Annotated in this window: 23 protein-coding genes; 16 read left to right on the top strand and 7 right to left on the bottom strand. The window is 68.3% G+C overall.

Going from position 1 to position 26,374, the window contains the following annotated elements:
- Positions 1-2: 2 nt before the first annotated feature.
- Entirely contained in the window at positions 3-668 is a 666-nt protein-coding gene (locus tag MU449_RS14145) for a haloacid dehalogenase type II (protein ID WP_244739270.1), read from the bottom strand.
- Positions 669-872: 204 nt separating this feature from the next.
- Between MU449_RS14145 and MU449_RS14150 the strand changes: the two genes are divergently transcribed.
- From MU449_RS14150 to MU449_RS14195, 10 genes are all read left to right on the top strand, one after another.
- On the top strand, positions 873-1,241 hold the full coding sequence (locus tag MU449_RS14150; protein WP_244739271.1) for a cupin domain-containing protein: 369 nt from the start codon (positions 873-875) through the stop codon (positions 1,239-1,241).
- Positions 1,225-2,346, top strand: a complete 1,122-nt coding sequence (gene argE / locus MU449_RS14155; RefSeq protein WP_244739272.1) for an acetylornithine deacetylase — start codon at positions 1,225-1,227, stop codon at positions 2,344-2,346. The genes MU449_RS14150 and argE overlap by 17 nt, the downstream gene beginning before the upstream one ends.
- Before the next feature lie 115 nt (positions 2,347-2,461).
- Positions 2,462-3,292, top strand: coding sequence for a GNAT family N-acetyltransferase (locus MU449_RS14160; RefSeq protein WP_244739273.1), 831 nt, complete (start codon positions 2,462-2,464; stop codon positions 3,290-3,292).
- Between the two features lie 16 nt (positions 3,293-3,308).
- On the top strand, positions 3,309-4,682 hold the full coding sequence (locus MU449_RS14165) for an aspartate aminotransferase family protein (RefSeq protein WP_244739274.1): 1,374 nt from the start codon (positions 3,309-3,311) through the stop codon (positions 4,680-4,682).
- A complete protein-coding gene (locus MU449_RS14170; RefSeq protein ID WP_244739276.1) occupies positions 4,682-5,593 on the top strand; it encodes a 2-hydroxyacid dehydrogenase in 912 nt (303 codons plus the stop codon). Before MU449_RS14165 ends, MU449_RS14170 begins: the two co-directional genes overlap by 1 nt.
- Before the next feature lie 161 nt (positions 5,594-5,754).
- The gene (locus tag MU449_RS14175) at positions 5,755-6,483 is read left to right on the top strand and encodes an HAD-IA family hydrolase (RefSeq protein WP_244739278.1); all 729 of its coding nucleotides are present in this window, start codon (positions 5,755-5,757) and stop codon (positions 6,481-6,483) included.
- A gap of 57 nt (positions 6,484-6,540) precedes the next feature.
- Positions 6,541-8,151: an ABC transporter substrate-binding protein gene (locus MU449_RS14180; RefSeq protein WP_244739279.1), complete on the top strand. Its 1,611-nt coding sequence runs from the start codon at positions 6,541-6,543 to the stop codon at positions 8,149-8,151.
- A gap of 56 nt (positions 8,152-8,207) precedes the next feature.
- Positions 8,208-9,167 (top strand): ABC transporter permease, encoded by a 960-nt coding sequence (locus MU449_RS14185; protein WP_244739281.1) that lies wholly within the window; start codon positions 8,208-8,210, stop codon positions 9,165-9,167.
- Positions 9,167-10,018 (top strand): ABC transporter permease, encoded by an 852-nt coding sequence (locus MU449_RS14190; RefSeq protein ID WP_244739283.1) that lies wholly within the window; start codon positions 9,167-9,169, stop codon positions 10,016-10,018. Before MU449_RS14185 ends, MU449_RS14190 begins: the two co-directional genes overlap by 1 nt.
- Positions 10,015-11,688: an ABC transporter ATP-binding protein gene (locus tag MU449_RS14195; RefSeq protein ID WP_244739284.1), complete on the top strand. Its 1,674-nt coding sequence runs from the start codon at positions 10,015-10,017 to the stop codon at positions 11,686-11,688. The genes MU449_RS14190 and MU449_RS14195 overlap by 4 nt, the downstream gene beginning before the upstream one ends.
- Here the strand turns inward: MU449_RS14195 and MU449_RS14200 are convergent.
- Complete coding sequence (locus tag MU449_RS14200; protein WP_244739285.1) at positions 11,685-12,176, bottom strand: Lrp/AsnC family transcriptional regulator; 492 nt, start codon at positions 12,174-12,176, stop codon at positions 11,685-11,687. The two genes, MU449_RS14195 and MU449_RS14200, sit on opposite strands and share 4 nt — an antisense overlap.
- A 151-nt stretch (positions 12,177-12,327) precedes the next feature.
- Between MU449_RS14200 and MU449_RS14205 the strand changes: the two genes are divergently transcribed.
- The 4 genes from MU449_RS14205 to MU449_RS14220 all read left to right on the top strand — a co-directional run bounded on the left by MU449_RS14205 (position 12,328) and on the right by MU449_RS14220 (position 17,755).
- The gene (locus MU449_RS14205) at positions 12,328-13,653 is read left to right on the top strand and encodes an NAD(P)/FAD-dependent oxidoreductase (protein ID WP_244739286.1); all 1,326 of its coding nucleotides are present in this window, start codon (positions 12,328-12,330) and stop codon (positions 13,651-13,653) included.
- Between the two features lie 126 nt (positions 13,654-13,779).
- Positions 13,780-15,237 (top strand): aldehyde dehydrogenase family protein, encoded by a 1,458-nt coding sequence (locus MU449_RS14210; protein WP_244739287.1) that lies wholly within the window; start codon positions 13,780-13,782, stop codon positions 15,235-15,237.
- 14 nt (positions 15,238-15,251) lie between these two features.
- Complete coding sequence (locus MU449_RS14215; protein ID WP_244739288.1) at positions 15,252-16,298, top strand: tartrate dehydrogenase; 1,047 nt, start codon at positions 15,252-15,254, stop codon at positions 16,296-16,298.
- A gap of 20 nt (positions 16,299-16,318) precedes the next feature.
- The gene (locus MU449_RS14220) at positions 16,319-17,755 is read left to right on the top strand and encodes an NAD-dependent succinate-semialdehyde dehydrogenase (protein ID WP_244739289.1); all 1,437 of its coding nucleotides are present in this window, start codon (positions 16,319-16,321) and stop codon (positions 17,753-17,755) included.
- A gap of 18 nt (positions 17,756-17,773) precedes the next feature.
- Here MU449_RS14220 and MU449_RS14225 read toward each other — a convergent pair whose 3' ends face one another.
- From MU449_RS14225 to MU449_RS14240, 4 genes are read right to left on the bottom strand one after another with little or no spacing between them, the layout of a single operon-like run.
- On the bottom strand, positions 17,774-19,138 hold the full coding sequence (locus MU449_RS14225) for an FAD/NAD(P)-dependent oxidoreductase (protein ID WP_244739291.1): 1,365 nt from the start codon (positions 19,136-19,138) through the stop codon (positions 17,774-17,776).
- Positions 19,135-19,431: a (2Fe-2S)-binding protein gene (locus MU449_RS14230; protein WP_244739292.1), complete on the bottom strand. Its 297-nt coding sequence runs from the start codon at positions 19,429-19,431 to the stop codon at positions 19,135-19,137. The genes MU449_RS14225 and MU449_RS14230 overlap by 4 nt, the downstream gene beginning before the upstream one ends.
- A complete protein-coding gene (locus MU449_RS14235) occupies positions 19,428-21,401 on the bottom strand; it encodes a hydantoinase B/oxoprolinase family protein (protein ID WP_244739293.1) in 1,974 nt (657 codons plus the stop codon). Before MU449_RS14235 ends, MU449_RS14230 begins: the two co-directional genes overlap by 4 nt.
- Before the next feature lie 4 nt (positions 21,402-21,405).
- Positions 21,406-23,463 (bottom strand): hydantoinase/oxoprolinase family protein, encoded by a 2,058-nt coding sequence (locus MU449_RS14240; protein WP_244739294.1) that lies wholly within the window; start codon positions 23,461-23,463, stop codon positions 21,406-21,408.
- Between the two features lie 167 nt (positions 23,464-23,630).
- On the opposite strand from MU449_RS14240, the gene MU449_RS14245 reads away from it, so the two are divergent.
- Positions 23,631-24,746, top strand: coding sequence for an NAD(P)/FAD-dependent oxidoreductase (locus MU449_RS14245; protein ID WP_244739295.1), 1,116 nt, complete (start codon positions 23,631-23,633; stop codon positions 24,744-24,746).
- 15 nt (positions 24,747-24,761) lie between these two features.
- Here MU449_RS14245 and MU449_RS14250 read toward each other — a convergent pair whose 3' ends face one another.
- On the bottom strand, positions 24,762-25,034 hold the full coding sequence (locus MU449_RS14250; protein WP_244739296.1) for a hypothetical protein: 273 nt from the start codon (positions 25,032-25,034) through the stop codon (positions 24,762-24,764).
- Between the two features lie 136 nt (positions 25,035-25,170).
- On the opposite strand from MU449_RS14250, the gene MU449_RS14255 reads away from it, so the two are divergent.
- Complete coding sequence (locus MU449_RS14255) at positions 25,171-26,355, top strand: quaternary amine ABC transporter ATP-binding protein (RefSeq protein WP_244739297.1); 1,185 nt, start codon at positions 25,171-25,173, stop codon at positions 26,353-26,355.
- The last annotated feature ends 19 nt before the right edge of the window (positions 26,356-26,374 follow it).

The following is a 26,374-nucleotide window of genomic DNA, read 5'->3' on the forward strand; positions in this document are numbered from 1 at the left end:
CGTCACAGACCGACGAGGCCGGGCAGCTCCCCCACGCTCTTGATCTCGGTATAGCCGTAATAGGGGTTCGCCGGTTCATGACCGCGATTGACCCAGACCTTGTTGGTGATGCCCAGATCATGGGCCGTCATGAGATCGTAGCGGAAGCTGGACGAGACGTGCAGAATGTCCTTGGGCCCGCAGCCCAGCTGATCGAACAGGTATTCGAAGGCCTGCATCTGCGGTTTGTAGGCGCCTGCGTTTTCCGCCGTCAGCACATGGTCGATCGGCGCGCCCAGCTTGGCGATGTTGTGCGGGATCTGGACGTTCATGGCGTTGGTCAGCGCCACCAGCGGGATGTTTCCGGCGATCTTGGCCAGCCCGGCGGGCACGTCGGCATGGGGCCCCCAGGTCGGAACGCGGTTGTAGATGTCTTCGGCCACCGCCGGATCGAAGGCCACGCCGTTGCGCTTGCAGGTGCGTTCCAGCGCGTTGTGCACGACGTCGGCATAGGGTTTCCACGCGCCCAGAACCTCGTCCAGACGATAGGCGGAGAAATCCGCGATGAAGGTGTCCATCGCCTCGGGCGACAGCTGCGCGCCGTAATGGTGCCGCGCGGCCCCGGCCATGTCGTAAAGGATCATCGTGCCGTGGCAGTCGAAGGTGATGAATTTGGGACGGAAGGTCATGGGCGGCCTCGTTGTTGACGTTGCCCCACCATCGGCTGGCCCGCGCAACACGAGGTGCGGCAGCGTGGGGCCTGGACGCAGGATGTTGCGTATTGTCATCAACCAACGGCAGGCTGTGCCGCAACCGGGCCGACAACGGTGCGGCGGGACGGGGCGGGGCCCGCACAATGGCCCGGCATATCACAACCGCAAAGGGAACATGCCGTGAGCCTGCTGAAACGCCTTGACCCGAATCCGCAATTCACCCCGCGCGACGGTGTTCCCGCACCCGACCGGCTGATCGCGGGCACGCCCACGTTCAAGACCTGGGCCATGGACGAGGCGCTGGCCGAGGCCGCGAAATGGGGCGCCATCAACAGCGGCGTCTGGCAGGCGACACCGGGCACCACCCGGTCGATCAAGGGCGACACGTTCGAATTCTGTCACATCCTGTCGGGCGTGGTGGAGATCACGGACGCCGACGGCGTGATGCAGCGGTTCACCGCCGGCGACAGTTTCGTGATGAAGCCCGGCTTCGTCGGCGAATGGAAGACCATCGAAACGGTCCAGAAGATCTATGTCGTCGCAAGCTGACGCGGCAACCGACCTGCTGGCGCGGCTTGTCGGCTTTGCCAGCGTGGTCGGCACGCCCAACGGCCCCATCACAGGCTTCGTGCGCGACTATCTGCACGGGCACGGGATCGCCGTCCATGTGCTGCCCGGCCCCGAGGGCGACCGCGCGAACCTGTTCGCGACGATCGGCGATCCGTCGGTGTCCGGGCCGGTGCTGTCGGGGCATATGGACGTGGTTCCGGCGCTTGAACCGGACTGGCAGGCCGATCCGTTCGTGCTGCGGCGGAACGGCGACCGCCTGATCGGCCGCGGGGCCTGCGACATGAAGGGTTTCGTCGCCGCCGTTCTGGCCATGGCGCCCCGCCTTGCCCAAATGCGTCTGCCGGTGCCGATCCATATCGCGCTGTCTTATGACGAAGAGGCCGGATGCCGGGGCGTGCCCCATCTTCTGGCGGCGTTGCCGGACCTGTGCGCCCCGCCTTCGGGTTGCATCGTGGGCGAACCGACGGGGCTTCAGCCGGTTCTGGCGCACAAGGGCAAGGCGGCGCTGCGGCTTGTGGCGCGGGGGCGGTCGGGGCACAGCTCGCGCCCCGATCTGGGGGTGAACGCGATCCACCGCCTCCTTCCGGCCCTGGGGGCGGCGGCGGCGCAGGCGCAGGCCCTGGCCGGGGGCGCGACCGATCCCCGCTTCGCGCCGCCCTGTTCGACGCTGCAGATCGGAACCGTGCTGGGCGGGCAGGCGGTCAACATCATCCCCGACCATGCCGAGGCGCAGATCGAGGCGCGGGCCATTGCGGGCATCGACCCCGCGGACCTTCTCGCCCCCATCGAGGCGGCGGCGGGCGAGGGGGTCACGGTCGAACGGCTTTCCTCCTATCCCGCGCTGGCGCTGGATGCGGCGCATCCGCTGGCCGCCCGCGTCGAACGGGCGTCGGGGCGACCGGCGCTTGGCGCGGTCAGTTTCGGGACCGAGGCGGGGCTGTTTCAGGCCGCCGGCATCCCGTCGATCATCTGCGGCCCCGGCGACATCGGCCGCGCCCACCGCCCCGAGGAATGGCTGACGCGCGACGAGCTGGACGGCACCTGCGCGATGATTCGCGCCTTTGCCGAGGGGCACCGGACATGACGGCGGCACCATGTGCCATCCGCCGCGCCGATTTGGCAAAAGCTGCCGTCGGCGGGCCGTCGAACGGTGATCCCCGCCGCGCGGCTTTGATCACACTGCGGGAAAAGAGGTGCTCATGATGCAAGATGATCCGATGATCGAGCCGCGGCTGACGGGCTTTGACGACACCCATCTGCCCGGCGCGCTGCACCTGTCCCGACAGGCCGGGTGGCCGCACCGGATCGAGGATTGGGCGCTGACGCTGGCCATTTCGGAGGGGGTGGTGGCGATTGCGGGGGGGCGGGTCGTCGGCACGGCGATGTGCACGCAGTTCGGCCCGGTCGCGACGATCAGCCTCATCATCGTCGACAGCGCCCTGCGCGGGCGCGGGGTGGGGCGACGTCTGATGACGGCCGTGCTGGACAAGGCCCGGGGGTGCGAGATGCGCCTGACCGCGACCGCCGACGGCCTGCCGCTGTATGAAAAGCTGGGATTCGTCGCCGTCGGCACCATCGTCCAGCATCAGGGGATGGCTGTGGCGACCGCGCCGGAGCAGCCGGTGCGCACGGGCGATGCCGCCGATCTGGACCGTCTGCTGCGCATGGACCGGGCCGCCACCGGGATGGAGCGGGCCACGCTGCTGCGGCGCATCGCGGGGGAAGGCGAGGTGCTGGCAACCGACATGGGCGTGGCGGTGCTGCGGCCTTTCGGACGCGGCCATGTCGTGGGGCCTGTGATCGCCGACACGCCCGCCGCCGCCCGCGCGCTGATGGCCGAGGCGGCGCGGCGCTGTGCGGGCGGTTTCTTGCGGGTCGACCTGCCCGCCCGGCACGATCTGTCGCCCTTTGCCGAAACGCTGGGCCTGGCCCATGCCGGCGGCGGCACCGCCATGACCACACGCCCGGCCGAACGCCCCGCCTCGGCCACACCCGAAACCTTCGCGCTTGTGTCCCAGGCGTTCGGCTGACCCATCGGAGACCTCCATGCTTGCAAATTCGCTTGTCGAACTCGACCGTCGCCATCTGATCCACCCCGTCTCCTCGTTCCGGGGGCACGAGGCGCGCGGCGTCCGGGTGCTGACCTCGGCCAAGGGCGCCACCGTCACCGATGCCGAAGGGCGCACCCTGATCGACGGATTCGCGGGCCTTTGGTGCGTGAATGCCGGCTATGGCCAGGAATCGGTGATTGAGGCCGCGACCGAACAGATGCGCCGCCTGCCCTATGCCACCGGCTATTTCGATCTGGGGGCCGAGGCGCCGATCCGGCTGGCCGCCGCGCTGGCCGAACGCAGCCCGGGCGATCTGAACCACGTCTATTTCACCCTGGGCGGGTCGGACGCGGTGGACAGCACGATCCGCTTCATCCGGTATTACTGGCATTCGAAGGGGCAACCGGGGCGCGATCAGGTCATCTCGGTCGCGCAGGGGTATCACGGATCGACCACGATGGGCGCGGGGCTGACCGCCCTGCCGGGCTTTCACGACGGATTCGGCGTGCCCTATGACTGGCAGCACAAGATCTCCTCGCATTACATCTATCGCAATCGGGTGGGCACCGATCCGCAGGCCATCATCGACGCCTCCACCGCCGAACTGCGCGCCAAGATCGAAGCCCTTGGCCCGGAGCGGGTCGCGGCCTTCTATGTCGAACCGATCCAGGGATCGGGCGGGGTTCTGGTGCCGCCCGCCGGATGGATCAAGGCGATGCGCGCGGTCTGCGACGACTTCGGCGTCCTGTTCGTCGCCGATGAGGTCATCACCGGCTTCGGCCGCACCGGCCCGCTGTTCGCCTGCGAGGATGAGGGCATCGTCCCCGACCTGATGACCGTCGCCAAGGGGCTCACCTCCGGCTATGCCCCGATGGGGGCGGTCCTGATGCGCGACCACGTCTATGAAACCATCGCCGAAGGGGCGGGGGCCAAGGCGGTCGGGCACGGGTTCACCTATTCCGCGCATCCGGTGTCGGCGGCGGTCGGGCTGGAGGTTCTGGCCCTGTACGAAGGCGGCCTGCTGGAGAATGGCCGCCGCGCCGGGGCCCGCCTTCTGGCCGGGCTGGAGGGGCTGCGCGATCACCCGCTGGTGGGCGACGTGCGCGGGCGCGGGATGCTGGCGGCGGTCGAACTGGTCACCGACAAGGCGGCCAAGACCCCGCTGCCCGCGGCGGTGCAGCCCGCGACGCGCCTGTTCGATCGCGCCTGGGATCAGGGGCTGGTCGTGCGGTCCTTTCCGCAAGGCATCTTCGGCTATGCCCCGCCGCTGTGCTGCACTGAAGACGAGATCGACGCGATTGTCGATCGCACGCGCAAGGTGCTGGACCTGACGCTGGAAGACCCCGAGATCCGCGCGGCCTTGCGCTGATGGCGTTGCTTCTGACCTCCACGCCCGAACGGCAGGTGGTCTGGCGCGCGGCCTTCGCGGCGGCGGGGGAGCCATTCTTCGCCTCCGAGGCCGAGGTGACCGACCCCGGTGCCGTCACGCAGATCGCCTGCTGGACGCCGCCCGCCGATCTGTCCCGCTATCCCAACCTCGACTGCGTGATCTGCGTCGGGGCGGGGACCGACCATCTGTCGGACCTGCCGGAGGGGGTGACCCTGGTCCGCACCCTGTCGCCGGGGTTGGATGCGATGGTGCGGGACTGGGTGACGATGGCCGCGCTATGCCTGCATCGCGACCTGCCCGCCTATGTCGATCAGGCGCGGCGGGGCGCGTGGCAGGCCCGGCCCGTCCGTACGGCGCGGTCCCGCCGTGTCGGGATCATGGGGATGGGCCGCATCGGCGCGTTGGCGGCCGAAAGCCTGCGGTCGCTGGGGTTCGAGGTCGAGGGTTACAGCCGCTCGGGCCGGGGGCCGGGGGGCATCAAGGTGCATGGCGCGGACGGGATCGGCGCGTTTCTGGCCCGCAGCGACCTGCTGGTCTGCCTCATGCCGCTGACCGACCAAACCCGAGGGGCCCTGAACGACGCCCTTTTTGCCGCGTTGCCCCCCGGCGCGATGCTGGTCCATGCCGGGCGGGGCGCGCAACTGGACATGGATGCCATGCGCCGCGCGCTGGATGCGGGGCACCTGTCCACCGCCATGCTGGACGTGACGAACCCCGAACCGCTGCCGCCGGATCACTGGGCCTGGACCGATCCGCGGGTGATCGTGACGCCGCATGTCGCCGCCCAGACCGATGCGGCGGACGGGGCGGCCTTCGCCTTGCAAGTCGTGGCGGCGGCCCGCGCGGGGATGCCCCTGCCGGGGGTGGTGGATCGCGGGCTGGGATACTGAACCCCGGCGGGGCGGTTCTGCCGTCGACCGCATAAGAACGGAATATAATGCTGCCCTCCCGCCACCTTTTGGTGACTTCGCGCGCCCGCGCCAGAGGAGGCTGAACCTTACGGACCGCCCCGCACGAAGGGCGGCCACCCTCACCGACAGACGAGGTTTTCATGGACGCGCAGAACACAGATCGGTCGCTGGCCGATTTCGATTATGTCAGCTTCGACGTCGTCGGCACGCTGATCGACTTTGAAGGTGCGATCACCTCCGCGCTTGGGGCCATCGCCGCGCGGTCGGGCGTCCGCTTCGATGCCGAACGGGCGCTGGACATCTATCGCGCCGCCCGGGCCGAAGAGGGGGCGGGGTTGTTCCCGGACGATCTGGCCCGCTGCTATGGCCGCATCGCCGCCGCGACGGGGCTGCCCGACACGCCCTCCGACCGGCAGGCGCTGGTCGATGCCGCCGCCGAGGCCGTGCCCTTTCCCGACAGCGTCGCGGCCCTGGCCCGGCTGAAGCGGAACGCCCGGCTGATCGCGCTGACGAACGCCCGGCGGTGGGCCTTCGACAAATACGCCGAAAAGCTGGGCCAACCGTTCTGGGCCAGCCTGACGACCGACGACACCGGCACCGAAAAGCCCGACCCTGCGTTTTTCGAACGCGCGTTCCAGCTTCTGCGCGCGGAAGGCGCGGACCGGCAGAATCTGCTGCACGCGGCGCAAAGCCAGTATCACGACATCGGCGTGGCGCGCGATCTGGGGCTGACCAGCGCGTGGATCCAGCGCCGCCACGGTCAGGACGGATATGGCGGCAGCATCGCGCCGCAGGCCTTCACCGAACCGGACCATCACTTCCTGTCACTGCGCGACCTGGCGGACGCCGTCGAGGCCGCCGCCGCTTGAGATCAACAGCCCCGGAAGGCATCGAATCTTCCGGGCATATCACGGGGAAGCACGAACATGACGCACAAGACGACGAACTGGACCCGCCGCGACGATGCGATGGTCGAGGATGCGATCCGCCGGGGCGCCTCGCGCCGCGACCTTATCAAGATGCTGATGGCATCGGGCGTGGCCATGGGGGCGGGCAGCTCGCTTCTTCTGGGCGCCTCGCGCGCCGTGGCGCAGACGCCTGTTCAGGGCGGGCACCTGCGGGGGGCGGGATGGTCGTCCTCCACCGCCGACACGCTGGATCCGGCCAAGGCGTCGCTGTCGACGGATTACGTCCGCTGCTGTGCCTTCTACAACCGCCTGACCTTCCTGGAGGACGGGGGCGAGCTGAAGATGGAGTTGGCCGAGAGCGTCGAGAGCGATGACGCCAAGACGTGGCAGGTCAAGCTGCGCCCGGGCGTGACGTTCCATGACGGCAAACCGCTGACCACGGCGGACGTGATCTATTCCATGCGGCGCCACCTCGACCCCGCGGTGGGTTCGAAAGCGGCGGCCATCGCGGCGCAGATGGTCGACTTCAAGGCCAGCGACGATCTGACCATGCAGATCGAACTGGCCGCCGCCAATGCCGACCTTCCGGTGATCCTGTCGCTGCACCATTTCATGATCGTGGCCGACGGCACGACCGATTTCAGCACCGCCAACGGCACCGGCGCCTTCATCTGCGACGAATTCCAGCCCGGCATCCGGTCGATCGGGGTGCGCAACCCGAACTACTTCAAAGAGCAGATGCCCTATCTCGACAGTTTCGAGTATTTCGCGATCTCGGACAACAACGCCCGGGTCAACGCGGTGCTGTCGGGCGACGTTCATCTGGCGGCATCGGTCAACCCCCGCTCGATGCGCACGATCGAAGGCCAGAGCCAGGTCACGTCCTCGGTGACGACGGCGGGCAACTACACCAACGTCAACATCCGTCTGGACCTGTCGCCCGGCGACAAGGCGGGCATGGTCGAAGGGATGAAGTATCTGATGAACCGCGAGGTCATCGTGAATTCGGTCCTGCGCGGTCTGGGTCAGATTGCCAACGATCAGCCCATCTCGCCCATGGACCGGTATCACAACCCCAATCTCGCACCCCGCGCCTACGATCCCGAGCGCGCCCGCGCCGCCTTTGAAAAGGCGGGCGTCCTGGGGCAGGAGATCGAGATCATCACCTCGGACGCGCCCAATTCCGGCATCGACTATGCGATGGTGGTGCAGCAGGCAGGACGTGAGGCGGGGATGAACTTCCGCGTCCAGCGCGTGCCGGCGGACGGCTACTGGTCGAATTACTGGCTGCAATCGCCGATCCATCTGGGCAACATCAACCCGCGCCCGACCCCGGACATCCTGTTCTCGCTGCTCTATGCCTCGGACGCGCCGTGGAACGAGAGCCAATACAAGTCCGAGAAGTTCGACGCCATGCTGCTTGAAGCGCGCGGCCTGCTGGACGACAACCTGCGCCGCGACATCTACTGGGAAATGCAGGAGATGGTCGCGAACGAGGCGGGCACCGTCATCCCGGCCTATATCTCGAACGTCGATGTGCTGTCATCGAAGCTGAAGGGGATGCGCCCGAACCCGCTTGGGGGCCAGTTCGGCTATGCCTTCGCCGAATACGTCTGGCTGGAAGACTGAGCCCATCCGCCCGCGCGCCGATGCGGTGCGCGGGCCACTTCCAAAACGGGGGCGGCATGCTGCTATCATCCACCACCTGGATCCTGATCGTCCAAAGACTGGCCATCGCGATCCTGACCCTGTTCATCGTGTCCTTCGCGGTGTTCTTCGCAACCCAGCTTCTGCCCGGCGACGTGGCGCAGATCCTGCTGGGCCAGGCGGCCACGCCCGAGGCGGTCGCGGGCCTGCGCACGGCCATGGGCCTCGATGAACCGGCGATCTCGCGCTATCTGGGCTGGCTCGCTGGGCTTGCGACCGGCGATCTGGGCATGTCCTATGTCAACAACCTGCCGGTGGCGGACCTTCTGGCGGGCCGGCTGGCGAATTCCTTGCGTCTTGCGGGGATCGTCGCGGTGGTCTGCACGCCGATCGCGCTGACCTTGGGCATTCTGGCCGCGATGTATCGGGGATCGCTTCTGGACCGGATCGTGTCGATCTTCACCATCTCGGTCATCTCGGTGCCCGAATTCATGGTGGCGACGCTGGCCGTGCTGGTCTTCGCCGTCTGGCTCGGATGGCTGCCCGCGCTCAGCTATGGGGTGAACATGGACAGTTGGGGCGCCATGCTGCGCGCCTATGCGATGCCGGTCATCTCGCTCAGCTTCGTGGTCGCGGCGCAGATGATCCGCATGAGCCGCGCGGCCCTGATCGAGACGATCAACACCCCCTATGTGGAAATGGCGCTGCTGAAGGGGGCGTCGCGGCCCCGGATGGTGCTGCGCCACGCCCTGCCGAACGCGCTTGGCCCCATCGCCAACGCCATGGCGCTGTCGCTGTCCTATCTGGTCGGGGGCGTCATCATCGTGGAGACGATCTTCAACTATCCCGGCGTGGCCAAGCTGATGGTGGATGCGGTGGCGACGCGCGATCTGCCGCTGATCCAGACCTGCGCCATCATCTTCTGCGTCAGCTATCTGTCCCTGATCACGCTGGCCGACGTGATCGCCATCCTGTCCAATCCGAGGTTGCGCCGTTGATGACCCGATCGCTCAAGTTCATCCCCACCCCGGCCCGTCTTGGTTACTCGTTCAACTGGGTCGGCCGCCTTGGTCTGGCCATCATGCTGTTCTGGGCGGTCATGGCCGTCATCGGCCCGTGGGTCGCGCCCTATCCGCCGGGCGAGGTGGTGGATTGGGACTATTTCGGCCCTGTCAGCGATACCTATTGGCTGGGCACCGATTATCTGGGGCGGGACGTGCTGTCGCGCGTGCTGATGGGCGCACGTTATACCGTCGGGATCGCGCTGGCCGGGGTGGTTCTGGCCTGCACCGGGGGCGTTCTTCTTGGCATGATCGCGGGCGTGGTCGGCGGTTGGTTCGACACCATCCTGTCGCGGCTTCTGGATGCGTTCAACGGCATTCCCTCGCTGCTGTTCGGGCTGGTCGTCGTGGCCGCGGTCGGCTCCAGCATCCCGGTGCTGATCCTGACGCTGGCCGTGATCTATCTGCCGGGGTCCTACCGGTTTGCCCGCGCGCTGGCCGTCAACGTCAACACGATGGATTTCGTCACCGTCGCCCGCGCGCGGGGGGAGGGGTTCTTCTATCTGATCCTGCGCGAGATCCTGCCCAACATCCTCGGCTCGGCCTTGGCCGATCTGGGCCTGCGCTTCGTCTTCATCGTGTTGGTCCTGTCGGGCCTGTCCTTTCTGGGGATCGGGGTGCAGCCCCCCAATGCCGACTGGGGCGGCCTCGTGCGCGAGAACATCGAGGGGCTCAGCCTTGGCGCGCCGGCGGTCATCTTCCCCTCGGTCGCGATCGCCACGCTGACGATCTCGGTGAACCTGTTCATCGACAACCTGCCCACCCGCATCAGAGATCGGAGCGAATGATGGCCGACACCTCCGCAGACACGCCCCTCGTTTCGGTTCGCGACCTGCGCATCGGGGCCAAAACCGACAGTGGGCGCGACGTGGCGATCATCCAGGGCGTCAGTTTCGACATCGCTCCCGGCGAGATCGTGGCCCTGATCGGCGAATCCGGTTCCGGCAAGACCACCATCGCGCTGTCCCTGATGGGGCACACCCGCACCGGGTGTGCCATCCGGGGGGGCAGCATCCGGGTCGGGCGGCACGACGTGACCGCCATGTCGGAACGCCGGCGACGGTCGCTGCGCGGGGTCGACGTGTCCTATGTCCCGCAATCGGCGGCGGCGGCGTTCAACCCGTCCAAGCGGATCATGGATCAGGTGGTGGAGGTCACGGCCATCCACAAGCTGATGCCGCGGGCCGAGGCCGAGGCAAAGGCCCGCGAGCTGTTCCGCGCGCTGGCGCTGCCCGATCCCGACACCATCGGCGCGCGGTTTCCGCATCAGGTGTCGGGTGGGCAGTTGCAGCGCCTGTCGGCGGCGATGGCGCTGATTTCCGACCCGCAACTGGTGATCTTCGACGAACCGACGACCGCGCTGGACGTGACCACCCAGATCGAGGTGCTGCGCGCCTTTCGCGCGGTCATGGACCGGGCGTCGATGGCGGGGGTCTATGTCAGTCACGATCTGGCCGTCGTGGCCCAGATCGCCGACCGGATCATCGTCCTCAAAGGCGGCGAGATCCAGGAGGAGGGCACGACCGAGCAGATCCTGAACGCGCCCACCCACCCTTATACCCGCCAGCTTCTGGACGCGTTCGAACCCGCGCGACATCAGGCGGTGGCGCCCCGCGCCGCGGCCAGCCCGATCCTGACGGTGGAGGGCCTTGCCGCGGGCTATGGTCTGATCCGCGACGGCACACCCCAGATCCGCATTCTGGACAATGTGGGCTTCACGCTGGAGCGTGGACGCAATCTGGGGGTCATCGGCGAATCCGGTTCGGGCAAATCGACGCTGGCGCGGGCGATCGCGGGGATCCTGCCCGCCTATCGCGGCAAGGTCCGGCTGGACGGCGCGGACCTTCCCGCCGATCTTCGCCAGCGCAGCAAGGATCAGTTGCGGCGGATGCAGATCGTGTTCCAGTTGGCCGACACCGCGCTGAACCCCGCCCAGCCGATCGAGACGATCCTGGGCCGCCCGCTGACCTTCTATCACGGGTTGCGCGGGGCGGCGCGCGATCGCCGGGTGATCGAATTGCTGGAGATGGTCCACCTGCCCGCCAACCTGCGCTTTCGCCTGCCCGCCGAACTGTCGGGCGGCCAGAAGCAGCGCATCAACCTGGCCCGCGCGCTGGCCGCCGAACCCGACCTGATCCTGTGCGACGAGATCACGTCCGCGCTCGACACCGTCGTCGGGGCCGCGATCTTCGATCTGTTGAAGGAGTTGCAGCGCGAACTGAACCTCAGCTACATGTTCATCAGCCACGACCTGTCCACGGTGGAGGCGATCTGCGACGACGTGCTGGTCATGCTCAAGGGCGAGGTGGTGGAGGCGCTGCCCGCCGCCGACATGGCCGCCAAGGCGCGCCACCCCTATTCGCGGTTGCTGATTTCCTCCATCCCGCAACTGGATCCGAACTGGCTGCGCCGTCTGGAACAGGATCCCGAACTGGTCGCGCAGTTCGCCCGCCGTTAGGGGCGGTCGGTGAAAAGCCGGGTCAGCGGGATCTGGCTTTTCACGAAGGGCGTCTTGATGACGACGAAGCTGAAATACTTGTCGATCCCGATCTCGCGGTCGATCAGGGCCTCCACGATGTTCTGATAATCGGTGATCCCCGCCGTCACGAATTTCGCCAGATAATCGTAGCCGCCCGAGACGAGGTGACATTCGATGCAGCTGTCGACCTTTTCCAGCGCCTCCTGAAAACGGGCAAAGTCGATCTGGCGGTGATTCTTCAGCGTGAATTCGGTGAAGACGGTCAACGTCTCGCCCAGCTTGGCCACGTCGATCTGTGCGGTATAGCCGGTGATGTAGCCCGCCTGCTGCAGCTTTTTCACCCGCATCAGGCAGGGCGAGGGCGACAGGGCCACCAGATCGGCCAGTTCGACATTAGTGATGCGACCGTTGCGCTGCAATTCGGCCAGAATCCTGACATCGATGCGATCCAGCTTGTGGTCGGCCATGCGGCACAGCTCCTTCTTGGCAAGGCATCAGCGGATGCGCCTACGAACAAGACCGGCTACAACAAATGATGCCGTCTGTGAAGGTGACAGCGGCATATCACGCCGTCCGCCCCGGTCTAATCTGATCGTGCCACGAACAGGAAGACAGCCCATGCCCGCGCCGCTTGCCACGATCAGCACCGACCCGGATCTGCCGTCCCATGCCGATTGCGTCGTCATCGGCGGGGGGATCGTCGGGGTCTGCACCGCCTATTGGCTGGCGCGGGCGGGGCAGGCGGTCGTGCTTTTGGAAAAGGGGCGCGTCGGGGCCGAGCAGTCCAGCCGGAACTGGGGCTGGTGCCGACAGCAGAATCGCGACGCGCGCGAACTGCCGCTGTCCACCGCCAGCCTGACCTTGTGGGAGGATATCGAACGCGATCTGGGGCCCGGTACCGGGTTTTCTCGCTGCGGCCTCCTCTATCTCTCCAACAGCGAGGCGGAGCTGGACGGCTGGGCCGCCTGGGGTCGTTTTGCCCGCGCGGCGGGGGTGGACACGCGGATGCTGACGGGGGCGGAGGCGTCCGAACGGGCGGCCGCGACCGGGCGCACCTGGCGCGGCGGCGTCTGGTCGCCTTCGGACGGCACGGCCGATCCGTCCCGCGCGGCCCCCTTCATCGCGCAGGGGGTCGAAAAGCACGGCGGCCGCGTGGTCCAGATGTGCGCCGCGCGCGGGATCGAGATGGCGGGCGGTCGCGTCGCCGGGGTCGTCACCGAACGCGGCACGATCCGCACGGCCCGCGTGGTCGTCGCCGGCGGGGCGTGGGCGTCCAGCTTTCTGCACCAGATGGGCGTGGATTTTCCGCAAGCCTCGATCCGCAGTTCGATCCTGTCGATCATGCCGGGCGCGACAGGATTGCCCGATGCGCTGCACACCGCCGACGTGTCCATCACGCGGCGGGGGGATGGCGGGCACACGCTGGCGATCTCGGGCCGCGCCTCGGTCGATCTGACGCCGGGAATGCTGCGGGGGTCGAAGCAGTTTCTGCCGATGTTCGCCAAACGCTGGCGCGCGCTGCGCGTGGGCGGGACGGGCGGCTGGCGCGCGGGGTTCGAGACGCGGCGGATCTGGGCGCTGGACCGCGAAACACCGATGGAGCGGATGCGCGTGCTGGACCCCGCCCCCGCGCCGGCGTTGATCCGGCAGACATTGACGCGGGCGCGCGCGCTGCTGCCCGCCCTGCGCGACATCCCGGTCCAGGCCTCTTGGGCGGGGTATATCGACAGCACGCCCGACGGGGTGCCGGTCATCGACGCGGATATGGGCGTGCCGGGGCTGGTGCTGGCGGCGGGTCTGTCGGGGCACGGGTTCGGGATCGGGCCGGGGGTCGGCCATCTTGTGGCCGACATGGTGCTGGGCCGCGCGCCCCTGACCGAAACCGCGCAATACAGGCTGGCGCGGTTCGACGAAAGCCAGTGGGGCAAGGTGGCCAAGTTCTGAGGGGCCGCGAAATCTTCTGCGGCGGCGCGGTTCGGCTTTCGCGCGATCTGCCGTCAGGGCCGCCCTTTCGGCAGGTGGTGTCGCGGCACCTGAACGATCATGGGCAAAACCGACAAGGGGGACGTCATGTCACGGCGACCGGACGATCTGATGCTGCGCGCGGCGCATTTCATCGCAGGCACCTATGTGGAGGACACGCCGCAGCTGGACGTGATCGCGCCGTCCGACGGGCGGGTGCTGACACGCATCCCCGTCGCTTCGGCCGCGATGGTGGACCGCGCGGTCGCCGCCGCGCGCGCGGCGCTCGGCACTTCGGGCTGGGCGGGGTTGACGCCGCGCGACCGGACCCGTGCCCTGCATCGCTGGGCCGACCTGATCGAGGCCGAGGCCGACACCCTTGCGCATCTGGAGGCCGTCTGTTCCTCGCGTCCCGTATCCCACGCGGCGACCGGGGATGTCGTGGTCACGGCCGAACAAATCCGGTTCTTTGCCGAATTCGCGGACAAGGAGGGCGGCGATCTGGTTCCCACGGGGGCCGGCAGCCTGGGGTTCATCGCGTCCGAGCCTTATGGCGTGATCGGCGCCATCGCGCCGTGGAACTTCCCGATCTCCATGGCCGGCTGGAAAATGGCGCCCGCGCTGGCCGCAGGGAACGCAGTCGTGCTGAAACCGTCGGAGATGACGCCGTTCTCCGCCCTCTACATGGCGGAACTGTCGGTGCGGGCGGGCATTCCGGCGGGGCTGGTCAACGTGGTCTTGGGTGATGGCGTGACGACGGGGCCCGCGATCACCGGCCATCCCGGGATCGACAAGGTCAGCTTCACCGGCTCCACCCGCGCGGGCGCGGCGATCATGGAACATGTGGCCCGCACGGGCATCAAGCCGATGACGCTGGAACTGGGCGGCAAAAGCCCGATGGTCGTGTTCGACGACGCCGATCTCGACCTGACGGCGGACTGTCTGGAACGGGGCATCCTGCCCAATGCGGGGCAGTTCTGCGTGGCCGGATCGCGGATCATCGTCCAGCGGGGCATCGCGGACGCGCTGGCCGAACGTCTGGCCGCGCGCTTTGCCGTTCACCGGCCCGCCGCGACCTGGGCCGACCAGCCGGGCTTCTGCCCGATCATCTCGGAAACGCAGCTGGCCCGCATCGACGGCATCGTGCAGGCCGCCGTCGCCGAAGGCGCCCGGCTTGTGACCGGGGGCGCGCGGTTCGATCATCCGGGCAGCTTCTATCGGCCCACGCTGATCCGCGACGTCACCGCGGCCAGCCCCGCCGTCACCCAGGAGATCTTCGGCCCCGTCGCCACCTTCCAGACCTTCGACACCGAGGACGAGGCGATGGAGCTGGCCGCGCATCCGACCTATGGCCTTTGCGCGGGGCTGTTCACCCGCGATCTGTCGCGGGCACTGCGTCTGACACGGCGGTTGCAGGCGGGCACGGTCTGGGTGAACCGGTATGGCCGGTCGCGCGATCACATCCTGCCGACGGGGGGCTGGAAGGCCTCGGGGCTTGGCAAGGACCTTGGACGCGAAGCATATACCGCGAACCGCCGCACGAAATCCGTGCTGATCGACATCTGACAAGAAAGTCCGCCATGACCACCCACCAGATCGCACTTATTCCCGGTGACGGCATCGGGGTCGACGTGACCCGCGCCACCGTCTCGGTCCTGAAGGCCGCCGCCGACCGCTTCGGCTTTGCGCTGCAGACGCAAGGTTTCGACTGGTCCTGCGACACCTATCTGCGGACCGGGGCGATGATGCCCGAGGATGGGATCGCGCAGTTGCGGGCGTTCGATGCCATCTTTCTGGGCGCGGTGGGGTGGCCCGCCACGGTTCCCGACAGCGTGTCGCTGCACGGGTTGCTGTTGCCGATCCGCAAGGCGTTCGACCAATACGCCAACATCCGTCCGCACCGGCTGCTGCCCGGCGTCGAAGGGCCGCTGAAGGCCACGGGCTTCGACATTCTGTGCATCCGCGAAAATACCGAAGGCGAATATTCCGGCGCGGGCGGCCGCGTCCATCAGGGCCGCGACAACGAGGTGGCGACCGAGACCGCCATCTTCACCCGCAAGGGCGTGGAACGGATCATCCGCTTCGGGTTCGATCAGGCGCGGGCCCGCCGCAAGCACCTGACCTCGGTCACAAAATCGAACGCGCAGAAATACTCGATGGTCTTCTGGGACGAGGTCACGCGCGAGGTGGCGGCCGATTATCCCGACGTGGCGGTCAGCCACATGCATATCGACGCCATGGCCGCCAAGATGGTGATGGCGCCGCAGGATCTGGACGTGATCGTCGCCTCGAACCTGTTCGGCGACATCCTGACCGATCTGGGCGCCGCGATCCAGGGGGGCCTCGGCTTTGCCGCATCGGCCAACATCTGCCCGGACCGCAGCGGCCCGTCCATGTTCGAACCGGTGCACGGATCGGCCCCCGACATCGCGGGGAAGGACATCGCCAACCCCATCGCCGCGATCTGGTCGGGCGCCATGATGCTGGACCATCTGGGCGAGAGCGAGGCCGCCGCCGCCATCCTGACCGCCATCGAGACCGCGACGGCGCAGGGCATCGGCACCCGCCCCGGTTCTCATGGCACGGGGCAGATCACCACCGCCATCCTGAACGCATTGCCATCCTGAACGCATTGAAAGGCCGACCCATGAACCTGACCGATCCACAGCTTTTTCGCCAGGCGGCCCTGATCGACGGGGAATGGATCGCGCGCGCCGATCTGGACGTGGTCGATCCCGCGACCGGAACGGCGATGGGCACGATGCCCGACTGCACCGCCGAGGAGACGACCCGCGCCATCGCCGCCGCCGAGGCCGCGATGGTGGGCTGGCGTGCCCGCACCCATGCCGAACGGGCCGATATCCTGATGCGCTGGTATCATCTGATCCTGGACCACACCGAGGATCTGGCGCTGATCCTGACCACCGAACAGGGCAAGCCGCTGTCGGAAGCGCGGGGCGAGGTCGCCTATGGCGCGTCCTTCGTGCGCTGGTTCGCAGAGGAGGCGCGGCGCATCAACGGCAAGATCATCCCCTCGCCCGCGCCGGGCAGGAAGATCCTTGTGATGAAGGAGCCGGTGGGCGTCTGCGCCATCATCACGCCGTGGAACTTCCCCATCGCGATGATCACGCGCAAGGTCGCGCCGGGGCTGGCGGCGGGCTGCACGATGGTCATCAAGCCGTCGGATTTCACGCCTTATTCCGCGCTGGCCCTTGCGATCCTAGGCGAACGGGCGGGCATTCCGGCGGGGGTGCTGAACGTGCTGACGGGCCGCCCCGAAGCGATCGGGGCCACGCTGACGGCCAGCCCGGTGGTGCGCAAGTTGTCCTTTACCGGATCGACCCGCGTGGGCGCCCTGCTTGCCGAACAATGCGCCCCCACGCTGAAGAAACTGTCGCTGGAACTGGGCGGCAACGCGCCCTTCATCGTCTTTGACGACGCCGATCTGGATGCGGCGGTCGAAGGGGCGATGCAGTCCAAGTTCCGCAATGGCGGGCAGACCTGCGTCTGCGCCAACCGCATCCTTGTGCAGGCGGGCATTCACGACGCCTTCGTGGCGGCGCTGGCAGCCCGTGTCGACGCGCTGCAGGTCGGGCCGGGGACCGAGGACGGGACCCAGATCGGCCCGATGATCAACAGCGCGGCGATCGCCAAGATCCGCGCCCATGTGGCCGACGCCACGGCCAAGGGCGCGCGGGCGGCGACGAAGGCGCGCGATCTGCCCGCCGGTTACGCCGATCCCGTCGTTCTGGAAGGGGCCCGCACCGACATGCTGCTGGCATCGGAAGAGACGTTCGGCCCCGTCGCGCCCATCTTCCGCTTCCAGACCGAGGAGGAGGCCGTGGCCATCGCCAACGCCACCCCCTTCGGCCTGGCCGCCTATTTCTTCACCCGCGATCTGGGCCGGGCCTTCCGGGTGGGCGAGGCGCTGGAAGTCGGGATGGTCGGATTGAACACCGGCACCATCAGCAACGAGGTCGCGCCCTTCGGCGGCGTCAAGGCGTCGGGTCTGGGCCGCGAAGGTGCGCAGGAAGGGATCGAGGAGTATCTTGAGACCAAGGCCTTCCACATGGGTGGCCTGTAACGGCCCCCGCCCCGGACGTCAGTCGGTGTCGGGGGCGGCGGCCCATGCGCCGATGGGGGCGGGGCGGACGGGGGCCTGATCGCGCAGGCGTCCGACCTGCGCGACGGGGATCCCGGCATGGCCCGCGATGATCTCGGCCCCCGCCAATTGGCAGAACCGTCCCTGACAGCGGCCCATGCCGACACGGCCCAGCGATTTGGCCCGGTTCGCTTCGGCCCCGCCATGATCGACCGCGGCGCGCAAGGCACCCGCCGTGATCCCCTCGCAGCGGCAGACGATCGTTGCATCGGGCGTTTGTCGCACCATTTCAGCCGGCCAGGGAAAGGCCGTGGCGATGCCGGTGGCGAAGCGCCGCATCCGTGCCAACCGGCGCAGATCGGCGGCGGGGTCGGGCGCGGCCCGGCCCATGTCCTGCAGGCAGGCCGTCGCCGCAAGCCGCCCCAGAATCTCGGCCCCGTCGGCCCCCAGAACCCGCAACCCGTCCCCGGCAAGATAAAGCCCCGCCCCCGCGCGCCCGAAAAGGTCGCTTTGCGGCAACCATTGCGCCCACCTTTCGTCATAGGTGAAGCGCGCCCCGGCAAGGCCCGCCAATTGCGTGTCCGGGCGCAGATGCCAGCCCAGCCCCACCATGTCGCAGTCCGTGCGCCGGGGGGCGCCTCCGGCGGTGGTCCAGTGCAGCGCGACCGGCCCGTCCCCGTCGCTCTCGACCCGGTCCAGACGCACGCCGGAATGATAAAGTCGGCCCAGACGGGCGCGCATCGCCAGCCCCCGCACCGCAAGGCGGGGCCGGGCCAGAAGGCCGCCCAGCCCGCGCGCCTGGGTCCGCAGGGGCGCGGTGTCCAACACCGCCGCGACATGGGCCCCGGCCTTGATCAGCTGCACCGCGACCAGCGTCAGCAGCGGGCCCGAGCCCGCCAGCACCATCCGCCGCCCCAACGCAACCCCTTGCGCCTTCAATGCGATCTGCGTGGCCCCCAAACTGAAGACCCCCGGCGCCTGCCAGCCGGGCAGGGGGGCCAGGCGGTCGGTGGCCCCGGTGGCGACGATCAGGCGGTCGAAGGGCACCTCGCGGCGGCCAAGGGGCGTCAGCACGTGCAGCACCTGATCCGCGACCGCCACGACCGAACTTCGGGCCAGATGGTCCACCGCACCCCGCGCCGTCAGGCCGTCGAACGTGGCGTGGAGGGCCCCCGCCTTGCCCGCCTCGGACCCGTAAAGCTGTTCGGGCGGGCGGAGGAACCCCTCGGGCGGGCGGCGATAGATCTGGCCGCCGGCGCGCGCCCCCTCGTCCACGACGATGGGGCGAAGGCCCGCCGCGACCAGCGTTTCCGCCGCGCGGATGCCGGCGGGACCCGCCCCGACGATGACGACGCGGTCGGTCATGGCCATGCCTCCGGCGTGTCGGTCCGCAGGCGCATCCCCTCGGTCACGGGGGTGGAGCAGGCGCGCAGGCGCGGGCCCTCCTCCTGCCACATCCAGCAATCCTGACACGCGCCCATCAGGCAGAACCCGGCGCGGGCCTCGGGGCCGAACTCGTCCCGGCGCAGGTTTCGCGCATGGGCAAGGACCGCCGTCAGCACCGTATCGCCGCGCATCGCGGTGCAGGGCCGACCGTCCAGCCAGAACCCGACCGGGGGGCGCCCGGTTTCGGACAGGCGCTGGATGCGGCCGGTCATTCCGCCGCCATCCGCAGCGGCATTTCCGGGAAACGCGCCCGCGTCTCGGCGATCGCCACGGCCAGGCCGTCCACGTCCCGCCGATCCTTCATGCGGCGGAAAATCTCGGTCTTGGCGAAGAAACGCCAGTGGATCGGCAGGTCGGCCAACGTTTCGGTCAAAAGGTCATAGGCGGCGGGGGTCCACTGCGCCTCGTATCCGTCGCGTTCGGGGCCGAAATGGAAATGGCCGTCATGGGCCGTCATTCCCGACCGCAGATCGACGGTGGCGGCCTGATCCACGGCCCCGTCGGTCAGCACGACGCCGTAATCCCGCCGCGCCGCCGCCGCCGAGACATAGCCGCGCGCGACATCCCTTGCGACACGCTCCGGCTCACGTTCCAGCGGGTTGCCGCGCCCGCCGCCGCCCGCCGACCGGATCTCCAGCACGTCGCCCGGTTGCAGGACCGCCGTGTCGATGTTGCCCAGGTGGCGGGCGTCGTCCCGGCCCGGATTGACCCACATGTCTGACAGACCGGCGGCACGGCCCCCCAGAACGCCCCAGGGCCGAAAGAACGACCGGTCGCGGTTGCGCGCGGTGATCCGGCTGTCGGGGGCGAAGACGCGGAACGCCATCCGGGTCGCCAGCCCGCCGCGCCAGCGGCCCGCCCCGCCGCTGTCTTGCGCCAGACCATAGGACAGGAATTCGATCGGGGTTTCCGTTTCGGTGATCTCGATCGGGGTGTTCTTCAGATAGGCCGCATCGGCCCCCGACCCGTTGGTGCCGTCGCGGTGGGGCATTCCGCCGCCGCCGCCCACCACCGGGTTCACTGCCGCGATCACGCTGCGTCCGCTGCGTTCGTCGGTGGTCATGACGTTGACGATGCAGTTGTTGCCCGCGGGCGCGGCGGGCAGACGGTCGGGCACCGCCTGGCTGAACCCGCCGAACAGGACCGAGCGGAGCCGCGCGCAGGTCAGCGACCGCATTCCCACCGCCGCCGGGCTGACCGGGTTCAGCACCGTGCCTTCGGGCGCGATGCAGGTGAAGGGCCGCGTCAGCCCGGTGTTCATCAGCAGCTTGGGGTTCAGGGTATAGAGAATGTAATAGATCCCGACCAGCAGCATCGAATGGCGCGGATCGCCCCCCGACGGCACGTTGAGCGACGATCCAAGCTGCGGGTCCGATCCGGTGAAGTCCAGAATCGCCTCGTCCCCCTTGATCGTCAGGGTCAGTTTCAGGCGGCAGGGGTTGGCCTCGACCGAATCCTCGTCGGCGTAATCGGCGAATTCCCACGTGCCGTCGGGCATGGCGCGCAGGATGTCGCGGGCCTGCGCCTCGGCATGGTCCATCAGCGCCTCCACCCCATCCAGAAAGGCGTCCTTGCCGAACTTCTCCACCATGGCGAGGATCTTGCGTTCGCCCGTGTTCAGCGCGCCGACCAGCGCCTTGATGTCGCCGACATTCAGATCGGGCTTGCGCACGTTGGCGGTCATGATGCGCAGGATCTGCTCGTCGAAGACGCCTTCGTTGACCAACTTCATCGGCGGGAACCGGATGCCTTCCTGATGGATGTCGGTCAGCGCGCGCGACAACGAGGCGGGGACGGCCCCGCCCATGTCGGTGTTGTGGATATGCCCGCCGGTCCAGGCGATGATCTCGCCGTCGAAGAACACCGGCTTCCAGATCACGATGTCGGGCGTGTGCGTGGCGACATGGCTGGAATAGGTGTCGTTGGTGAAACCGACATCGCCGGGGCGGTAATCGTCGATCATGTCGATGGCGCGACCGAAGGTCAGGCCGCAATACCAGGTCGCCCCCAGATCCATCGGCACGGCAAAGGTCTCGCCCTTGCGGTTCAGCAGCATGACGGTGAAATCCTCCGTCTCCTTGACGAAGGCCGAATGGGCGGTGCGCTGCAGGGTATAGCCCATGTTCTCGGCAGCGGCGCGGGCATGGTTGGCGAGAACCTGCAAATTCATGCGGTCAAACATGGGCTTACTCCGCGAAGGTGAGGTGAAGGTTCAAGTGGCGGTCCACATGGGCGGACGCACCGGCGGGAATGGCGAAGGTCGTATCCTCCTGCGCGACGATGGCCGGGCCGTCAAAGCGCGCGCCGGGGGTCAGATCCTCGCGCTGGAACAGGGGGACGGGGCGCGTGGCGCCGCCCGTGTGGACGGGCACCGCGCGGGCGGGTTGGGCGGGGGCCGGGGTTTCGGGTGCCTGGGGGAAGTGCAGGTGCGGGCCCGCGCCCACGGCCGACAGGCGCAGGTTCACGACCTCGATCTCTCCGTCCTCGTCGGCAAAGGCATAGATCTGGCGGTGCGCGGCGTGAAAGGCCCCGGCCACCGCGCCCGGATCGCCGTCCAGCCATTCGGCCTGCAACGGCACCTCGATCTCGTAACTTTGGCCGACATAGCGCAGATCGGCGGTCAGGTTCAGGATGGACGGCCCCTCATGGCCCTGTGCGGCCAACCAGGCGCGGCCTTCGGATTGCAGGTCGTGCAGGGCGCCCTGAAGGCGGGGCAGGGCAGCCGTGTCGAGGCGGGTGAAGATCGTGCGGATGAAATCGCCGCGCAGGTCCGCGACCAACCCCCCAAGGGCCGAGACGACGCCGGGGCGGCGCGGGGCCATCACACGCGACATCCCCATTTCCCGGGCAAGGAACGCGCCCAGCATCGGGCCGCCGCCGCCGAAGGGCATCAGCGTGAAGTCGCGCAGGTCCACCCCCGCGCGGGAGGCAAGCTTCTCCACCTCCACGAACATCTCGGACACGGCGATGTCGAGGATTGCTTGGGCGGTGTCCTCCAGCGGGCGGCCAAGTTGGTCCGCCAGACGGCCCACGGCCCGGCGCGCCAAAGCGGTGTCCATCTGCAACTGGCCATAGGCCATCTGGCTGTGCCCCAGCCATCCGCAGACGGCCAGCGCATCCGTCACCGTCGCGCGCTCTCCGCCGCGGGCATAGCAGGCGGGGCCGGGCGTCGATCCGGCGGATTCCGGCCCCACGCGCAGCACGCCGCGGTCATCCACGCTGGCGATGGAACCGCCGCCGATTCCGATGGAACTGACCGAGATGGAGGGGACGTGCAGCGGAAACTCTCCGATCTGCTCGCCCGTGCCGAATTGCGGGGCGCCGTCCACGATCAGCGCGAAATCCGCCGAGGTGCCGCCGATGTCCAGCGTCAGGATGCGCCCCGCGCCCGCCTGCCGCGCCAGCCACGCCGCCCCCATCACGCCCGAGGCGGTGCCCGACAGCAGCATGTTCACGCAGGCGCGCTTGCCTTCGGCGGCGTTCATCAGGCCGCCGTTCGATTTGGTCAGCATGGGCCGCGCGGGCACGCCTTGGTCAATCAGGCGCGCCTCAAGCGCGGTCAGATACCCCGCGACCCGCGGATGGACATAGCCGTTCAGGATCGCGGTCGTCGTGCGTTCATATTCGCGGATGACGGGCCACACCTCGGACGAGGTGAAGACGAAAAGGTCGGGCGCGATCTGGCCGATCCGCGCCTTGACCGCATCCTCCTGCGCGGGGTCGCGCCAGGAATGCAGGAAGGCGACGATGATGCCCATAGCTCCCCGTGCCTGGGCGGTGGCGATCGCCGCGTCCAGCGCGTCCATGTCGGGCGCGGTCGGCTGGGTTCCGTCGGCCCGCATCCGTGCGGGAATGCCGAAGACCCGGTCGCGCGGGATCAACTGCTCGGGGCGGGCGCAGAACAGCGAGTAGACCTCGGGCATCCGCAGGCGGCCCAGCTCGATCACATCCTCGAAGCCGGCATTGGTGATCAGCGCCAGATCCGCCCCCCGCCGCTGGATGATGGTGTTGATGCCCACCGTGGTCCCGTGCACGAAGCGGCTGACCTGGGTCGGATCCAGCCCCTCCCGCTCGGCCAGAAGGCGCAGGCCGGTCAGCAATTCGGCGCCCGGATCGTCGGGGGTTGTCAGCACCTTCAGCGACGCGACCCGGCCCGAGCGGGTGTCGAGCGCGCAGAAATCCATGAAGGTTCCGCCGATATCGACCCCGATCTTCCAGTCCGCCGGTCCCATTTCCCCGTCCATGCCAAGCCCTTTCGCCGTTTGCCCGACCTTTCCACGGCGCGGCCTTGCGGGTCCAAGACCCAAAACGACGCGCCGCATAAGTCCGGGTTATGGATGTGCGCCGTCTGCGTCTTGGACCCGCCCCCGCCCGTCATGGGACAACGGCCCGGACGAGGATGGAGAGTGTCATGGATGTGGTCGTCGTGGGCGGCGGATTGATGGGAACGGCGGCGACGTTCTTTCTGGCGCGGCGCGGGCTGCGCGTCACGTTGATCGAACGGGGCCGCGTCGGGGCCGGAGCCACCGTCGCCTCGTTCGGCAACATCCGCCGCAGCGGCCGCTTTTTGCCGCAGATGCCCCTGGCCCACCGCGCGCGCGAAATCTGGGGCGAGGCCGAACGGATGCTGGGCCGCGATGTCGAATTTCGCGCCACGGGCCATTTGCGGCTGGTCTTCGACGAGGATGGTCTGACAGCGATGCGCCGATTTATCGCCGACGCGCACCCCTGGGGGTTCCACCCCGAGGAGATCGGCCCGAACGAGATCCACGCCCGCTTTCCCGGTCTGGGGCCCGACGCGATCGGGGCATCCTTTGCGCGGGAGGACGGCTGCGGCAATCCGCGCCTGATCGCCCCCGCCTTTGCCGCGGCGGCCCAGAAACTGGGGGCCACGATCGTCGAGGAGTGCGAGGTGCTGGACATCGCGCTCACGGAGGCGGGGTTCGCCGTGCGCACCGCGCGGGGGGAGCATCACGCCGAGCGGTTGCTGAACACCGCCGGGGCCTGGGGCGCGCGGCTGGCCGCCCGCTTTGACGAGCCTGTTCCGATCGAGGCGCGCGGCCCGCAGATGGGCGTGACCGAGCCGCTGCCGCACCGCATTCATCCGGTCGTGGGCATGTGGGCGGCCCCCGGACGGCGCGACGGCTATCTTCGGCAGGTGGAACGGGGGAACATCGTCTTTGGCGGCGGGGCGGAGCGCAGCTTCGTCGATCTGGACGACGGATATGCCAAGGCGGACCCCGCACGCCTGCCACACCAGTTGCGCAGCCTGCTGCGTCTGTGCCCCGCGCTGGCCGATGTCGCGGTCATCCGAACCTGGTCCGGCTGCGAGGGGTATGTGGCCGACGGCCTGCCGGTCATGGGACCGTCGGCGACGACGCCGGGGCTGTTTCACGCCTTCGGCTTTTGCGGGCACGGATTTCAGCTTGGACCCGGCGTGGGGCAGGTCATGAGCGATCTAATCGCCACCGGCCGCACGGACGAGCCGCTGGAACCGTTCGCCATCGGCCGTTTCGCGCGGGCCTGACGCCGCCCTGTCATCTCAGGTCAGGGAGGCCTTGGGCGGGGCGCGCAGGGGGAACATATCCTCGCCGCCCCGATGCAGTTTGACGTGATGGCGGCGGCACAGCCAACGCACCTCCAGCGGGGCATCGTAGCGGTCATGATGTGCGTCAACCTTTGCGGCGCCGCACACCTCGCAGGTCCGTTTCTGAAGCGTGCCATCCGAAACCGCGCGCCGCACCGCAAGATGCGCGTCGTATTTCGAACGGTTGGCGTTGCGCCACCGGGTCTGGCGGCTCGCGCTCGTCAGCATGGACGACGCCTTGTCTTGGAAAGAACTCCCGGTATAATATACCATTATATCAAGACGTTGCCAGCATAAGATCGCGCGCGGGTTGGATATCGGCAAAAATTTACTATAACCACTCCCCATGACAATAAAATTATGCGTGACACACGCAACGAAGCTCTTCGGCGACAGGACGCCCGAGGCGCTGGAGCGGCTTTCGCATGGCGAAAGCAAGGCGGACATCTTTGCGGCCACCGGCGTGACGGTCGGCGTGCACGACGTGGGCTTCGAGGTGGAGCAGGGCGAGATCTTCGTGATCATGGGCCTGTCGGGATCGGGCAAATCCACGCTGGTGCGGATGCTGAACGGTCTCGTGCCCCCGACCTCGGGCGAGATACGGATCGACGGCGTCGATATCGCGTCCTGCACCGAGGATGTGCTGCGCAAGGTGCGCCGGGAAAAGATCTCCATGGTCTTTCAGCATTTCGCGCTGTTTCCGCACCGCACGATCCTTGAAAACGTGGCCTATGGGCTGAAGGTGAAGGGGATCGGCCCGGCCGACCGTGCGGCCAAGGCGCGCGCGGCGCTGGATCAGGTGGGTTTGGGCGCGTTGGCCGACAGCTATCCCGCGCAGCTTTCGGGCGGGATGCAGCAGCGCGTGGGCATCGCCCGCGGTCTTGCCACCGATGCCGACATCATCCTGATGGACGAACCCTTCGGCGCGCTCGACCCCCTGATCCGGCGCGAGATGCAGGAGGAGTTGCTGGACCTGCAACGCAAGCTGCACAAGACCATCGTCTTCATCACCCACGATCTGAACGAGGCGATGACGCTGGGCAACCGCATCGCCATCATGAAGGACGGGCGGTTCGTGCAGGTCGGCACCCCGCGCGAGATCGTGGCCCAGCCGGCGGACGATTACGTTGCGGCCTTCATGGCCGACATCGACCGCGGGCGCGTGTTCACGGCCGCCGATGTGGCGCAACCTGCGGTGACGGTTACGGCTGGCAGCGCGCCGGCGGCGGCGCTGGCCCAACTGGACCGCGCCGACGCCGATGCGGTTCACGTGATCGGCGCCGAGGGGCTGGAGGGGATCGCCACCTATCGCGACATCGCCCGCGCGGTGCGCGATGACGGGGCGCTGTCGGACGCGATGCAGGCGGACATGCCCGTGGCGGGTCCTGACACCCCGCTGCATCAGCTTTACGAGGCGGCGAGCCTTGGCCTGCCCGTGGCCGTGACCGATGACGAAGGGCACCTGACGGGCGTGGTGGAACCCAAGGTCGTGCTGGCCCACCTGTCGAACTCGGTTCCCGAACCGGGGTCGGAGGAGCCGGCGGCATGATCCACGCCACCCCCCAATC

It is taken from the genome of Falsirhodobacter halotolerans, assembly GCF_022899245.1.
Classification (GTDB): Bacteria; Pseudomonadota; Alphaproteobacteria; order Rhodobacterales; family Rhodobacteraceae; genus Falsirhodobacter; species Falsirhodobacter halotolerans.

What these genes read in the sequence shown, in the direction of transcription:
- argE (WP_244739272.1), top strand. Translation starts at nt 1,225, where the DNA reads ATGTCGTCGCAAGCTGACGCGGCAACCGACCTGCTGGCGCGGCTTGTC.
- MU449_RS14165 (WP_244739274.1), top strand. Translation starts at nt 3,309, where the DNA reads ATGCTTGCAAATTCGCTTGTCGAACTCGACCGTCGCCATCTGATCCAC.
- MU449_RS14195 (WP_244739284.1), top strand. Translation starts at nt 10,015, where the DNA reads ATGATGGCCGACACCTCCGCAGACACGCCCCTCGTTTCGGTTCGCGAC.
- MU449_RS14200 (WP_244739285.1), bottom strand. Translation starts at nt 12,176, where the DNA reads ATGGCCGACCACAAGCTGGATCGCATCGATGTCAGGATTCTGGCCGAA.
- MU449_RS14210 (WP_244739287.1), top strand. Translation starts at nt 13,780, where the DNA reads ATGTCACGGCGACCGGACGATCTGATGCTGCGCGCGGCGCATTTCATC.
- MU449_RS14250 (WP_244739296.1), bottom strand. Translation starts at nt 25,034, where the DNA reads ATGCTGACGAGCGCGAGCCGCCAGACCCGGTGGCGCAACGCCAACCGT.
- MU449_RS14240 (WP_244739294.1), bottom strand. Translation starts at nt 23,463, where the DNA reads ATGGACGGGGAAATGGGACCGGCGGACTGGAAGATCGGGGTCGATATC.
- MU449_RS14185 (WP_244739281.1), top strand. Translation starts at nt 8,208, where the DNA reads ATGCTGCTATCATCCACCACCTGGATCCTGATCGTCCAAAGACTGGCC.
- MU449_RS14245 (WP_244739295.1), top strand. Translation starts at nt 23,631, where the DNA reads ATGGATGTGGTCGTCGTGGGCGGCGGATTGATGGGAACGGCGGCGACG.
- MU449_RS14205 (WP_244739286.1), top strand. Translation starts at nt 12,328, where the DNA reads ATGCCCGCGCCGCTTGCCACGATCAGCACCGACCCGGATCTGCCGTCC.
- MU449_RS14235 (WP_244739293.1), bottom strand. Translation starts at nt 21,401, where the DNA reads ATGTTTGACCGCATGAATTTGCAGGTTCTCGCCAACCATGCCCGCGCC.
- MU449_RS14180 (WP_244739279.1), top strand. Translation starts at nt 6,541, where the DNA reads ATGACGCACAAGACGACGAACTGGACCCGCCGCGACGATGCGATGGTC.
- MU449_RS14225 (WP_244739291.1), bottom strand. Translation starts at nt 19,138, where the DNA reads ATGACCGACCGCGTCGTCATCGTCGGGGCGGGTCCCGCCGGCATCCGC.
- MU449_RS14175 (WP_244739278.1), top strand. Translation starts at nt 5,755, where the DNA reads ATGGACGCGCAGAACACAGATCGGTCGCTGGCCGATTTCGATTATGTC.
- MU449_RS14160 (WP_244739273.1), top strand. Translation starts at nt 2,462, where the DNA reads ATGATGCAAGATGATCCGATGATCGAGCCGCGGCTGACGGGCTTTGAC.
- MU449_RS14190 (WP_244739283.1), top strand. Translation starts at nt 9,167, where the DNA reads ATGACCCGATCGCTCAAGTTCATCCCCACCCCGGCCCGTCTTGGTTAC.
- MU449_RS14145 (WP_244739270.1), bottom strand. Translation starts at nt 668, where the DNA reads ATGACCTTCCGTCCCAAATTCATCACCTTCGACTGCCACGGCACGATG.
- MU449_RS14230 (WP_244739292.1), bottom strand. Translation starts at nt 19,431, where the DNA reads ATGACCGGCCGCATCCAGCGCCTGTCCGAAACCGGGCGCCCCCCGGTC.
- MU449_RS14170 (WP_244739276.1), top strand. Translation starts at nt 4,682, where the DNA reads ATGGCGTTGCTTCTGACCTCCACGCCCGAACGGCAGGTGGTCTGGCGC.
- MU449_RS14215 (WP_244739288.1), top strand. Translation starts at nt 15,252, where the DNA reads ATGACCACCCACCAGATCGCACTTATTCCCGGTGACGGCATCGGGGTC.
- MU449_RS14220 (WP_244739289.1), top strand. Translation starts at nt 16,319, where the DNA reads ATGAACCTGACCGATCCACAGCTTTTTCGCCAGGCGGCCCTGATCGAC.